This window comes from Pontibacter toksunensis (genome assembly GCF_042686245.1).
Lineage (GTDB): Bacteria > Bacteroidota > Bacteroidia > Cytophagales > Hymenobacteraceae > Pontibacter > Pontibacter toksunensis.
On the sequence record NZ_JBHUOX010000023.1, the window covers coordinates 75,762 to 88,714 of the forward strand.

General features: G+C 47.0%; 11 protein-coding genes. 5 read left to right on the forward strand and 6 right to left on the reverse strand.

All coding sequences use genetic code 11. The features are described from left to right. Positions 1–184: 184 nt before the first annotated feature. Positions 185–1,105 carry an alpha/beta fold hydrolase gene (locus tag ACFS7Z_RS22115; protein WP_377489695.1) on the reverse strand — a complete coding sequence of 307 codons (921 nt, stop codon included), beginning with the start codon at positions 1,103–1,105 and terminating at the stop codon, positions 185–187. 453 nt (positions 1,106–1,558) lie between these two features. Between ACFS7Z_RS22115 and gndA the strand changes: the two genes are divergently transcribed. The 5 genes from gndA to ACFS7Z_RS22140 all read left to right on the forward strand — a co-directional run bounded on the left by gndA (position 1,559) and on the right by ACFS7Z_RS22140 (position 7,477). Beyond that, complete coding sequence (gene gndA, locus ACFS7Z_RS22120; protein WP_377489698.1) at positions 1,559–2,977, forward strand: NADP-dependent phosphogluconate dehydrogenase; 1,419 nt, start codon at positions 1,559–1,561, stop codon at positions 2,975–2,977. Positions 2,978–3,047: 70 nt separating this feature from the next. After that, positions 3,048–3,341: a hypothetical protein gene (locus tag ACFS7Z_RS22125; protein WP_377489701.1), complete on the forward strand. Its 294-nt coding sequence runs from the start codon at positions 3,048–3,050 to the stop codon at positions 3,339–3,341. Then, positions 3,338–4,846 carry a glucose-6-phosphate dehydrogenase gene (zwf, locus tag ACFS7Z_RS22130; protein ID WP_377489704.1) on the forward strand — a complete coding sequence of 503 codons (1,509 nt, stop codon included), beginning with the start codon at positions 3,338–3,340 and terminating at the stop codon, positions 4,844–4,846. Before ACFS7Z_RS22125 ends, zwf begins: the two co-directional genes overlap by 4 nt. Before the next feature lie 10 nt (positions 4,847–4,856). Continuing rightward, complete coding sequence (gene pgl, locus ACFS7Z_RS22135; RefSeq protein ID WP_377489707.1) at positions 4,857–5,588, forward strand: 6-phosphogluconolactonase; 732 nt, start codon at positions 4,857–4,859, stop codon at positions 5,586–5,588. Between the two features lie 335 nt (positions 5,589–5,923). After that, positions 5,924–7,477 carry a M20/M25/M40 family metallo-hydrolase gene (locus tag ACFS7Z_RS22140; protein ID WP_377489710.1) on the forward strand — a complete coding sequence of 518 codons (1,554 nt, stop codon included), beginning with the start codon at positions 5,924–5,926 and terminating at the stop codon, positions 7,475–7,477. Positions 7,478–7,639: 162 nt separating this feature from the next. Here ACFS7Z_RS22140 and ACFS7Z_RS22145 read toward each other — a convergent pair whose 3' ends face one another. The 5 genes from ACFS7Z_RS22145 to ACFS7Z_RS22165 form a co-directional block, all read right to left on the reverse strand. Continuing rightward, positions 7,640–8,917 carry a sensor histidine kinase gene (locus ACFS7Z_RS22145; RefSeq protein WP_377489712.1) on the reverse strand — a complete coding sequence of 426 codons (1,278 nt, stop codon included), beginning with the start codon at positions 8,915–8,917 and terminating at the stop codon, positions 7,640–7,642. Positions 8,918–8,946: 29 nt separating this feature from the next. Next, positions 8,947–9,267 carry a circadian clock KaiB family protein gene (locus ACFS7Z_RS22150; protein WP_377489715.1) on the reverse strand — a complete coding sequence of 107 codons (321 nt, stop codon included), beginning with the start codon at positions 9,265–9,267 and terminating at the stop codon, positions 8,947–8,949. 2 nt (positions 9,268–9,269) lie between these two features. Next, positions 9,270–9,569: a circadian clock KaiB family protein gene (locus ACFS7Z_RS22155; protein WP_377489718.1), complete on the reverse strand. Its 300-nt coding sequence runs from the start codon at positions 9,567–9,569 to the stop codon at positions 9,270–9,272. An 18-nt stretch (positions 9,570–9,587) separates the two neighbouring features. Continuing rightward, entirely contained in the window at positions 9,588–11,099 is a 1,512-nt protein-coding gene (gene kaiC, locus ACFS7Z_RS22160; RefSeq protein ID WP_377489721.1) for a circadian clock protein KaiC, read from the reverse strand. Positions 11,100–12,240: 1,141 nt separating this feature from the next. Continuing rightward, a partial coding sequence (locus ACFS7Z_RS22165) for a DUF4082 domain-containing protein (RefSeq protein ID WP_377489724.1) occupies positions 12,241–12,953 on the reverse strand: 713 nt, incomplete at its 5' end.

Consider the following 12,953-nt stretch of genomic DNA (forward strand, 5'->3'; position numbering starts at 1 on the left):
AGATTATAGTTGACAGGTCCTGCTGAAACTTGTACATTGGCTGAGTTTTTCTTCTGAATTACAGTTCTATAAGACTGAAAAGCCTCTCTTATGTCGAGAGGCTTTTCAGTCTTATAAGTAATACTCCTGTTCTGGTACTACAGTGTTGATCCCAGACGTTCACCGATTTCTTTTTCAAAGGGGCTTACCTCTTTCTACTCAAAAGTATTATACCTGTTAATGCTACTACAAAGCCTACACCTAAGACTGCAGCACAATTCTTAGAAGCAGCAGCGGATTTACTATCAGCAGACAAAAATACATTCAGGCTTTCGTTATCTGTTGCCGCTAAAATGAGACTCACTGTTTCCTCCGGCGCATCCCATTGCGGAAAGTGGCCGCTGTGGGTAAACCAGTGCAGGCGCGCGTCCGGAAACCTTGCCAGGGCACGTGACGCCTGGTGCGGGGGGCATACCCGGTCGTGGCGTCCCCAGCCGATAACGAGGGGCGCCTGAATAAAACCCTTAGGTGCTCCCTCCTGCTGTGGGTTACCGTAGGCAAGCTGGTATAGTAACTCATCGAAAGATGGCGAGGCAGCAAAGGTGCGCAGCTCGTCAATCACCAGCTTCGGTGGCAACTGCCAGGGGTGCGCAGAGAACTGGGCCATCAATAAGGTGCGGCTTATAGGATTGCTGGTTAGAGCGGGCAAAACAGGCTGCAGCAGCCGGACCAGCCGGACAGAGGCTGCCACCGAGTAGTAGAAAAAAGGGATCTCCCACCCTCGCCAGAATCCACCTGGATCCAGCGAAACCACTGCGCCAACCACACCGCCACGGCTGGCAAGTTCCAGCACCAGCCGCGCCCCCATCGAACTGCCCACCACATCAACACCTACCAGATCGTGAAGTTTTAGAAAATTTGTCACCGCGTTGGCCAGCGTACGGATAGATACTTCACCTATCAAGGGAGCTGTTCCGCCATGCCCAGGTAAATCCACTGCTATCACTTCACGTCCGGCATCAACAAGCGGGTCGATGATGAGTTGCCAGGAGCTCCAACTGCCGCCTATGCCATGAATAAGTAAAAGTGGCTTACCGGTACCGCGCCGGATGTGGTGCATGTTCATGAGAAATTTGGTTTTGTGGTCATAAGAGGCAAAGCTACCATGACTTACGGTTTCATTTGCTGCCTGTTGATTTTATACATCATCCTGTTCATTCATAAGAATTTAAAAAGATTGCAACAGGTACAAGAGTAACCGTAGAAAAAGTTTATTGTTATGAGGAATGCCGTGAAGCAAGAAGTATGCATGTGTGAGAATTCTCCTTCATCATAGAGCAATACTGAACCAGCCATACATCAACCATTAAAAGAAAGCTGATTCATGTGCTATTTTGGCTTTCCTATTTTACTACCTGAAGTTGTTCTATTGGTGAGAATATGATATAAGTTGTAGCTTTACTTCCTTCATACATGCGTTGTGTAGCTGTCAGGTGGGAGTAGATTGATGAAGAAGCGGCGCATTTAGTAAACCTATTGCTGTATAAATGCATATAACCTCTACATAATATTCCTACTTATGAACGACTTACAATATGAATTCGGGATGATTGGTTTGGGTGTGATGGGCAGGAACCTCATGCTCAATATCGCTGACCATAACTTTTCTGTCATTGGCCTTGACCTGGACCCCGTAAAAGCGGCGGCAGTAGAAACAGAAGCCGGCACCGGGCAATCAGTTCGTGGCACCACTTCGGCTGAAGCGTTTGTGCAGGCACTACGCAAGCCCCGCGCTATCATGCTGCTGGTGCCAGCCGGAAAACCTGTAGATGCGGTTATTGCCTCTTTGCTGCCCCTGCTGGAGCCTGGCGATATCGTGATTGATGGAGGTAACTCTTACTTTCCCGATACCGAACGCCGTGTTGCGATGCTCGAAGAGAATGGCATACACTTCTTTGGTATGGGTATATCCGGAGGTGAAAAGGGAGCCCGTTTTGGTCCGAGCATGATGCCTGGCGGAAACCGGGAAGCATATGAAAGGCTCCGTCCTGTTTTCGAAGCCATTGCCGCAAAAGTGAACGGTGAACCATGTGTTACTTACCTTGGTAACGGCTCTGCAGGTAACTATGTAAAGATGGTGCACAATGGTATTGAGTACGGCGTGATGGAGCTGATTGCAGAGACATACGACCTGCTGAAACGTGGTGTAGGACTAAGCGATGAAGAACTGCAAGCGGTTTTCCAGGACTGGAACCAAACAGAGCTGCAGTCTTTCCTGATAGAAATTACCGGAGACATCCTGAAAAAGAAAGATGATATAACCGGCCAACCCTTAGTGAATGTCATATCCGACGTCGCCCGTTCTAAAGGCACTGGTAAATGGACTTCGCAAAACGCAATGGATTTACAGGTACCTGTTCCTTCTATTGACATGGCTGTGCTGATGCGCGATATGTCTAAATTTAAAGAAGAACGTGTGGAGGCCGCAAAACAATTATCAAACAATGCGCTTCAGACGAACATCGATAGTGATCGTCAGGCATTTATAGGCCAGATGCGAAACGCTTTTTATTTCGCCATGATTTCTACCTATGCACAGGGATTGGCGCAGTTAAAAGTAGCTTCAGAAGAATATAAATATGGGTTGCAGCTGCAGGACGTGGCTAAAATCTGGCGGGGCGGTTGTATTATTCGCGCTGCCTGCCTCACTGATATACGCGCAGCATATGAGAAAAATCCTTCGCTACCGAACCTGCTATTGGATTCCAAAGTCGGCGGTGACCTGTTAGTTCGCCAGGATGATATTCGTTCTGTACTGAAAGCTGCTATAGATAAAGGTATACCGATGCCCGCTTTCATGGCTTCCCTATCTTACTTTGATGCCTATCGCTCCGAAACCTTACCGACAAATATTATCCAGGCCCAGCGGGACTATTTTGGAGCCCATACCTATGAGCGACGGGATAAGCCGGGCTTCTTTCATACGGAGTGGGATTAGGGGATAGGTTAGGGAGCCGACTTTAGTGGCTGGACCTGTCGTTTGTCAGTAAGAGATAAGAGTGCAATTTATGGCAAGAGCTTCTTCTCATGTTTCTACTATTTCCGGGCCTCTGCCCCAGTCGGGTTACAAACCCGACATTACCGAAGGACACAAGTTTGAAAACTTGCGCCAGGAGAAGGCAGATAAAATGTCCCGTAAAAGTTTAGCTAAAAAGTCACTGACCATTTCAGGTAAAGACAAGTCGAATAACATCGGCTTGTCTGAAATTAAATTTCCGTCTATAAATATTATCTTTCTACAGGAAAGCGACAGTTCTTTCAGAGGAGTAGCTTTCTCTTTTATACATCAACAAAAAATATGAAACCAGTGAGTAAAGCAGCACCCACCATTGCTATTATATTTGGCGGAACAGGAGATTTAGCAAAGCGGAAGTTGGTTCCGGCATTTTACAACCTATACCTGGACGGATGGCTGCCTGAGCCTTTTGCTTTGATTGGCTTAGGACGGTCTGACACCAACGACACTAAATACCAGGAGCATCTGCGGGAAGGAGTGAAAGAGTTCTCACGCAGCGGCGAACCAGCCGACGAAACCTGGGATGTTTTTCGTCACTCCATCAGCTACTTGCGCTCCAACATTAATGATCCGGCTGCTTACCAGGATCTGGCTGATAGAATACACGCACTGGAAGAAGCATGGGGTACACGTGCCAACCGCTTGTTTTACTTATCAGTTGCTCCCAGGTTCATTGAGCCTGTTACCATTCACTTGAGCGAGGTAGGCATTGCAAACGACGTAGAGCGGGACCGGATAGTGGTGGAGAAGCCCTTTGGACACAACCTGAAGACTGCCCAGGAACTAAACCAACTCCTTACCAGAACCTTCCAAGAATCGCAGATTTACCGGATAGACCATTACCTCGGGAAAGAGACGGTGCAGAACATCCTGGCTTTCCGTTTTGCCAATGCGCTATTTGAACCACTTTGGAACAGGAACTACATTGAGTATGTCCAGATTACCGTTTCGGAAGAAGTTGGTGTAGAAGACCGTGGAGGATACTACGAAGGTTCCGGCGCCCTGCGCGACATGATCCAGAACCACCTCCTGCAATTGCTGTGTATGGTGGCCATGGAGCCGCCGGTAACATTTGAAGCCGAAGAGATACGAAATCGAAAAGTTGACGTACTGCATGCTGTGCAACGGTATTCGCGGGAAGATGTGGGAAAATTTGCTGTGCGCGGACAGTATGGTCCGGGCTGGATGAAGGGGAAGCAGGTGCCGGGTTACCGAGAGGAACCTGATGTTGATCCTAACTCCGGCACAGAGACCTATGCCGCTGTAAAGTTTTACCTGGACAACTGGCGCTGGCAGGGTGTGCCGTTCTATTTACGCACCGGGAAAAGAATGCAGGAAAAGAGCTCATCCATCACCATTCAGTTCCGTCCTGTTCCGCATTTAACATTCCCCACCACCATGGCGGAGAACCTGATGCCGAATCGCCTCATCATTAACCTCCAGCCCCAGATGGATATCCGCCTGCGCTTTATGGCGAAGAAAACGGGGCTTGATATGGCTTTGACTCCCGCAGAAATGGTGTTTGATTTCAATGGGGCCAACAAGCATTCACAATCGCCGGAGGCGTACGAGACGCTGCTGCTGGATGCCATGCAAGGCGATGCCACGCTGTTTATGCGCTCAGACCAGGTGGAAGCCGCCTGGGATGTTATCACTCCTATCCTGGAGACCTGGGAGTCACGTCCGTCACTGGAATTCCCTAACTATGCGGCGGGGATGTGGGGCCCTGAAAACGCAGAAGCCCTGATTGCCCGCGAGGGTCATACCTGGACAGTTACTTTTCCTCATTAAACCAAAAAGCATGCTACAGATATTTGAAGATAAAGCCCAACTCAGCAAAGCAGCTGCAGAACTGTTTGTGAAGACTGCCCAGGAAGCGGTACAGCAAAACGGACGCTTTACTGTAGCCCTGACAGGAGGCTCCTCCCCGGTTCAGCTTTATGACCTGCTGGCACAACAGCCTTACGTGGAGCAGGTGCCCTGGGAGAAGACCTTTGTTTTCTGGGGAGACGAACGCTGGGTACCTTTGACGGATGATCGCAGCAACGCCAGAATGGCAATGGAAACTTTTCTGAACAAAGTACCAGTGCCTGCAGCGCAAATCTACCCGATGTGGGAAGATGGCAAGGAGCCAGAGGAGTTCGCAAATAAGTATGAGCAACTCCTGAAAGCGCATTTCAGCCAGCAAATACCACAATTCGATTTAATCCTGCTGGGTATGGGCGACGATGGACATACAGCCTCGTTGTTTCCGGGAACAGCGGTTTTGCACGAGACTTCGCGCCTGGTGCAGGCTTATTATCTGGGGCCACAGTCCATGTACCGCATTACCCTTACCGCCCCACTGATAAACCAGGCCAAAACCATCTGCTTCCTCACGTTCGGCTCTAACAAAGCACCTGCATTGCAAGAGGTGCTGGAGGGAGAAAGGAACCCGGAGAAATACCCTTCGCAGCTGATTCAACCTAAAAACGGTGAAGTAATCTGGTTAGTAGACGAAAGCGCCGCTTCGAAGTTGAAGACTAAAAAGTAATCGGTGTCCCGAGTATCCCGCTCTATAAACTCCTAGTTATAATGGAATCTTACTAACTATACCCACCCCTGCCCCTCCGAGGAGGGGATAAAATGCACGAGTAAATTCCCCTCTTGGGAGGGGCAGGGGTGGGTATTCTAGTGCTGTAGTACATCCTGAATTTAAACAGCCTAAACTGCCTTACCTAAAAGAAGCACCTGCATCCGCTATAGCAGTAAAGCATTTTCCCTTTCACTACCGTCGTACTTTAAGTCTAAAAGCTTAATTTGCCTAAGCTATTCCGCCGCCTTGTTGCTACAGCTAAATTCTTTGAACTTCCACTTAAACATCTTTAAATGAAAAAGACATTACCTTATTTTTTCCTACTGGTGCTGTTGTCCAGCAGCCTGAGCTTTGCCCAGGTTAAAAATCCTGTTGTAGAGAGCATCATTAAAGAAGCCAATGAGAATTCCCAATTAGAACTGCTGGGGCACGAACTGATGGATGTGATCGGCCCTCGACTGGTGGGAACGCCGGAAATGCTGATGGCACACGAATGGGCTGTTAACAAATACAAAGGCTGGGGCATACCTGCCCGCAATGAAAAATGGGGCGAATGGCGCGGCTGGGACAGAGGCATTACGCATGTTGATATGGTATATCCAAGAGTAGTTACGTTGGACGCAACGCAATTAGCCTGGAGCCCTTCTACACCACGAAAAGGCGTTACAGCCGAGCTAGTTGTCCTTCCGGATGTACAGGATTCCGTTACCTTTAAGCGTTGGTTACCTTCTGTAAAAGGTAAGATAGTGATGATTTCCATGCACCAGCCTACTGGCAGACCAGAATACAACTGGGAGAAGTTCGCAACAAAGGCTTCTCTGGAGAAAATGAAAAAGCAGCGTGATGACCAGACGCAGGCATGGCGCGAAAGAATCAACAGGACTGGTTACAATGCCCGTACTCTACCGGTGGCACTGGAAAAAGCTGGAGCAGCCGGCATCGTTACCTCCAACTGGTCGAATGGCTTTGGGGTGAACAAGATATTTGGAGCGTACACCAAAAAGATTCCAAGCATCGATATGTCCCTAGAGGATTACGGTATGCTGTACCGCATGGTGGAGCACGGCGATAAGCCACAGATCAAAATACAGGCTGAGTCCAAGAACCTGGGCAATGTACCAACGTTCAATACCATCGCTGAAATTAGAGGCACTGAAAAGCCTGAAGAATATGTGATGCTGTCGGCTCACTTCGACTCGTGGGATGGTGCCACCGGTGCGACAGACAATGGCACAGGCACCATTATGATGATGGAAGTGATGCGCATTCTGCAGAAGGTATACCCAAGTCCGAAAAGAACAATTCTGGTGGGCCACTGGGGCAGTGAGGAACAAGGTCTGAACGGGTCACGTGCTTTTGTGGAAGATCACCCGGAGATAGTGAAGAATGTACAGGCGCTGTTCAACCAGGACAATGGAACAGGCAGAGTAGCAAATATCTCAGGTCAGGGCTTCCTACACGCCTATGACTATTTAGGCCGCTGGCTGAATGCCGTTCCGCGTGAGATTACCAGCGAAATAGTGACCACATTTCCGGGAACTCCTAGCGGTGGGGGTTCTGACTATGCCTCTTTCGTAGCAGCAGGTGCTCCGGCTTTCTCATTAAGCTCACTAAGTTGGGACTACGGCACCTATACCTGGCACACTAACAGAGACACGTATGACAAGATAGTGTTTGATGATGTGCGCAACAATGCTATTCTGGCCGCTATACTGGTATACATGGCCTCCGAAGACCCGGAAACAACATCACGGGAGAAGAGTGTACTGCCAGTTAACACCAGAACAGGTGAACCAATGGTATGGCCGACACCACGGCCAGCCACTAGAAAAGGCGGTCAGGATTAAGGATATAGCTTAAAATAGCTGTTGCCTTCCCTCCTGCTCCGAAAGTTGTGGTAGTGAAGTAACAGGCAGAAGCACATTACCGGCGAGAGGCCACCTGAAAACAGGTGGCCTCTCGCTATTTCATATCTATGGGTGAAGTATGATTAAGCCGCTAAAAATGCTTTAATAAGATTTTGCTTCTTCAAATACTTTAAAGTATAGCGTGAAAGTAGATCCCTTGCCAATCTCACTGTCCACAGAGATTTTTCCGTCGGCATTATCCATAATTCTTTTTACGATATACAACCCGATACCACTTCCTTCCACATGATCATGATACCTTTTGAACATGGCAAAAAGCTTTGATTCATTCTTCAGGTTTATTCCGAGTCCGTTATCTCTTACACTCAATACAATATAATTATCCTTATTCTCTAGGTTAACATAAATGATTGGCTTTCTGTCGGGAGAGCGGTACTTAATGGCGTTACTTAAGAGGTTGTAAACAATGCTCTTAAAGTTCTTCTTCGAGAACTGCAGGCCGTGGCAGTCCGAAATACTTACAATTACTTCAGCGTTTGATGTTGAAATTATCTCTCCCAAACCTTCTTTTACCTCCTTAATAATCTGCTGGCAGTCAATTGCCTCGGGGGTGCTGGAGAAGTTCTTCTGAACCTTTGAAATCTCCGTCAGGTCCAAAATAGTGGTTTTAAAGCGGGTAACGGAACTGCTAATGTGGCTGATGATTTGTTTTACTTCTTCACTTGAAGCATCTCCTTCTAAAACCTCCTCCAGTATCGTAACCAGCCCCTCAATGTTTAGAACCGGGTTCTTTAAATCATGAGAAGCTGTATAGACAAAAGTGTCCAGATCATCGTTGATCCGAATCAGCTCTTCGTTCTTTTTGGATAATTCTCTTTTGGTGAGGGTCAGTCTCTCCAGTTCCTTCTGCTCCGACAAGTTGGTGATAATGATGCCCAGCACCTCATCGCCTTTAGTAGCAATGGTAGTCAGAGAGATGTACACATGCAATAAGTCTTGCTGTATGGGCTTTAAAACAAACTCGCTTTTGACATGCTGCTTCCACCCCAGTGCAAATATCGTCTGAAAGGACTCCTGGTAATCAGTTGGAAGAAACCTTTGGAAAGGGGAGCCAATTACCTCGCTGAGGGACAGGTTTACAAATTTGGCAAACTGGGAGTTACAGTACAGAATCAGGCCATGTTGATTGAGCGTGACCGCCCCCTCCCCCATGTTTTCCACCAGTACCCGGTACGTCTCCTCGGCTCCTTCTAAGGTAAATATCTTTGTGACACCGTTTTCCTGCACGGCCAGCGCATCTACAGAACCCGTCCGGATGGCTTCTATAGTATCCTCGGCTACCTGCAACTGGTAGCGTAATTCATCTACTTCTTGCTGAAGCTCTTCGGCAGTTTTATGTTTGGAGGCGTGATTCAACACTGGCAACGCAGCTAAAATGCTCTAAAAATTCAACTTTCTTTGCGCAGATCAAGGCCCAGCAATACTTTTTCAGTATTGGACATATCACCAATCAGCCTTCTAAGCGGATGGGGAAGCTGTTTTATCAACGTGGGAGCCGCAATGATCTGCTCCCCCTCGGCCAGCATCGGCTGTTGAAAGATATCAATAACCTCTAACTCATATCTTCCCTTCAGGTACTGCTCACAAATTTCCTTTATATTTTCTACTGCTCGTTTAGAGTTAGGCGTCATACCTGTTATATACAGACGCAGCATGTATTTTTGGTTATCAACTGGCTCCAACCAATCTTCACTGTCTTCTGATTCCATGCTTATGCGTATATGGTTTTTATGTCCAACCCTACTAGTACCTTTTCTTTATTCGATAAGTCTCCAATAATTTTTCTCACTGGTAGTGGTACTTTCTTCACCAAAGTAGGTATGGCCACAATTTGGTCACCCTCTGCCAGTTGAGGATGCTTTAGCAAATCAACTATCTCTATTCTGTACTTTCCCTGTAAATGCTCTTCGCAATACTTCTTCAGGTTTGCCAGGGCAGTTACAGACTTCTGAGTTTGTCCGGCCACGTACAATCTCAATTCAAAAAACTCCTCTTTTTCCTCCGTTGACATCGTAAAATATTTTTGAATTTATTGATTGACAGTTCTCACCCCAACTGCTTGCTTACCGTTCTGATTTAGTTGTCGGGCAGTACCTACCAGTACGTTACCGGCAGTATCAGTGTCTACATCTATAAGCCGGAGGCCGTCGTTATTGATGATAAATTCCCTGACTTTATTGGAGTTATGCATGCCCCTTGATTTGAGCACATATAATCCCCTATTGCGTTCTCCGTTTGCTTCTAGGTCACGGACCATCAACCAGGTGTCTATCAGAGAAGATATTCCCTCATCTTCCGGATCTAGCATATCTGTATTTTTAATCTCCGAAACAAACAGTGCAGTTATACCCTCTGACTTTAGGAAATAGATAAGCCGCGTAAGCATGGCCTTTACTTCTTTGCAGGAAGCAATAGTTCTCAGGTTCGTAATTGGATCTACAATCACCACCTCTGGTTTGAAGCTTTTGATGGCTTTGTGCATCGAAACTAGGTGCATTTCCAAACCATAAACAGTAGGGCTGTTCGCCTGGAATTTTAAATAACCGTTTTCTACATGCGAAGACAAATCCAAGCTAATAGATGCCATGTTACGAATGACCTGATCCTGCGACTCTTCGAAAGCAAAATACAGGCAGCGTTTCTTTTGCTCGCAGAACTGCTTGGCAAAAAATGAAGCGATACTAGTTTTACCTGTACCGGCAAATCCAGAAACCAATACGCTGCTTCCTTTAAAATAGCCGCCACTTCCCAGCATTTCGTCCAGCTGCGGAATCCCCGATGATATGATTTCATTGCTGGCAGCATACTTCAATTCGAGGGAAGTTGTAGGCAGCACCGAAATACCATCCTCATCAATCAGGAACGGGTATTCATTGGTGCCATGCACTGTACCCCTGTACTTCACAATGCGCAATCTGCGGGTAGAAATTTGGTCAATCACGCGGTGGTCCAGCAGAATAACGCAATCAGACACATATTCCTCCAGCCCCTGTCGTGTCAGGCTTCCTTCCCCTCGCTCTCCTGTTATAACTGCCGTCACGCCTTTATCTTTCAGAAATCGAAATAGTCTTCTTATCTCTGAACGTAGGATAGCCTGGTTATCGAGGCCGGAAAATAAGCTTTCAATGGTGTCCAGCACCACCCTCTTTGCACCTATGGAATCTATGGCATAGCCCAAACGGATAAAAAGCCCTTCCAGGTCATACTCGCCTGTTTCTTCGATCTCAGTTCGTTCCACCCGCACATGGTCCAGCTTCAGCTTCTTCTCCTCCACCAGTTTGTTTAAATCGAAACCCAGCGAGGCCACATTATAGGCTAGTTCCTCTTTGGTTTCTTCAAAGGCCATAAAAACCCCTGGCTCATCAAACTCTACAACGCCCCGCACCAGGAATTCCATGGCCATTAAGGTCTTGCCACAACCAGCGCTGCCACAAATAAGGGTGGGTCTGCCTGTTGGAAATCCACCGCCCGTAATGTTGTCTAAGCCTTGTATGCCTGTTTTAGATTTGGGTAATTGAAAAGGAGGTGGTGTGTGTGCCATGATGGTAACAGGAACTATATAGAATAATACAAATTTATTAGCTTAGAGCGTGCTAAGGTAACGAATATTTGTGGGATGCGCGGAGAATTGTTCAACTCACATCACAAACTACATGGGACTAAATTTACAGTGAGAAGAGGTACAACAGTAAGTTAAGACTATTCACCTTCTTTTCTTCATTAGACATTATAGGCAAGATTAAAAGAGCAATGATATCAAGTATGATACAACTTCAGCACCTCTAACTACTGCTGTTGGTTCTACACACTCTCTGCTCAGAACAGGCTGCTCAATCAGAAATTATTCTATCCTCATGGTTTATCTCTAATGGAGATTTGTACAAGTAAATTAAGAATGCAAGAACTTAGATTTTAAAAGCAATATAAAACAACAAGCATACTTTACCTTCAGCTGAATGGTATTTCTATGTGCCTAATAGATTTTGGTTTGCTACATTCAATCCTGCTTCTCTTTACTGTGTAACAGCCCTTTTAGTGAAGTCTGCATAATCTCTATGTACTTCTATGACATCAGCTAAAAGTATTGCCATCGTTTTGATCATTTTTAATATACAAAATGACAGAATATGCTTGTTTGAGGCTGGACAATTTATCAGTTAGGCCCATTTTACAATAAAACCACGAAAATTAATACGGCAAGAGCAAGCAGCACGCAGTAATTATGTTGCATGCTGCTTGCTCTTGACTCAAAAGTACTTTTTGAGAAATTCTGCTTCCGCTTATCGTGCCGGTTTCAAGGTACACCTTACAGACATAGAGAGCAGAAAATTTTATCTTCTTATTACTCAGGCTTGTAGGCTAAGCTTCAATTGTTACTTTTTTCGCCGATGCATGTTCTTATACATCATATTCAAAACACAGCGCTAACATACGGCACCACTGACTGCTTCCCTTAACACTTAAACTTGGGAGAACTGCCTATACAAAGTTCAGCATTTATATAAGCCTGGTGCATAGCTGCCACATGCGTGTGTGCAATGAAGTGGCTAGCGAATAGAAAAATTTATTGTCACACAAGCAATCTCCTGCATGCCCTTCCTTTTGTATAGGTTGAGAAACAGGCTCTTTTGTACATCAGCATCAGCGCCTCTTCACAGCAACATAGCATTGCATGTCAGCCATTACTTATCCAGGATAAGGGAGGAGGTACGCACGCCTGAGAGAGTTTGCAGCCGCACAATGTAAACTCCCTTTGCAAGCTTTGAGCCGTCTACTTCCACACTATGCCGCTCGCCTGGATTGGCCTTTCCATGCTCCAGCACAGACACCTTTGCCCCCTTTGCATCATAAAGGCTCAACATGTAGTTGCCTCCGACATTGAGTATAAAACTTACAGTGGCCTTTCCGGAAAATGGATTCGGATAAACAATCATATCTTCTTTTTCTTGCAGTTCTGTTGTCTGTAATGAGCTAACAGAAGAAGAAGAAGAAACAGTCGTGCTGGTATTGAACACCACATCCACCCAGTAGTTGCTTGCCTGATAAGCATTTGACGGGAAGGCAGGGGTGCCGGTGTAGCGGTAGACCCCGTTGCTGCCGTCCGCCCCGTTCTGCAGGCCCGTCAGCGGACCGTTCACAATGGCCTGGCCAAAGCCTAGGTCATCTGCAGAGTAGTAGCCGGCGCTACTATGGTAGGAGACGACGTAGGTGGTGTTGGCCGAGATGGCGACAGGAGAAGAAAAGAGCACCTGCTGCCAGCCGGAGGCTGTCTCGTTGGTGAAGGTGGCCTGCGCCAGCAGGGTGCCCGTGCTGCTGTAAAGTTGCCCGATGTGGGTGCCTGTGTTGCCGCTCTGCTTGTAGAAGCGCACGCCTGTCACCGAGCCCGCCTCCGAGG

What these genes read in the sequence shown, in the direction of transcription:
- gndA (WP_377489698.1), top strand. Translation starts at nt 1,559, where the DNA reads ATGAACGACTTACAATATGAATTCGGGATGATTGGTTTGGGTGTGATG.
- ACFS7Z_RS22115 (WP_377489695.1), bottom strand. Translation starts at nt 1,105, where the DNA reads ATGAACATGCACCACATCCGGCGCGGTACCGGTAAGCCACTTTTACTT.
- ACFS7Z_RS22125 (WP_377489701.1), top strand. Translation starts at nt 3,048, where the DNA reads ATGGCAAGAGCTTCTTCTCATGTTTCTACTATTTCCGGGCCTCTGCCC.
- ACFS7Z_RS22150 (WP_377489715.1), bottom strand. Translation starts at nt 9,267, where the DNA reads ATGGAATCAGAAGACAGTGAAGATTGGTTGGAGCCAGTTGATAACCAA.
- ACFS7Z_RS22140 (WP_377489710.1), top strand. Translation starts at nt 5,924, where the DNA reads ATGAAAAAGACATTACCTTATTTTTTCCTACTGGTGCTGTTGTCCAGC.
- zwf (WP_377489704.1), top strand. Translation starts at nt 3,338, where the DNA reads ATGAAACCAGTGAGTAAAGCAGCACCCACCATTGCTATTATATTTGGC.
- kaiC (WP_377489721.1), bottom strand. Translation starts at nt 11,099, where the DNA reads ATGGCACACACACCACCTCCTTTTCAATTACCCAAATCTAAAACAGGC.
- pgl (WP_377489707.1), top strand. Translation starts at nt 4,857, where the DNA reads ATGCTACAGATATTTGAAGATAAAGCCCAACTCAGCAAAGCAGCTGCA.
- ACFS7Z_RS22155 (WP_377489718.1), bottom strand. Translation starts at nt 9,569, where the DNA reads ATGTCAACGGAGGAAAAAGAGGAGTTTTTTGAATTGAGATTGTACGTG.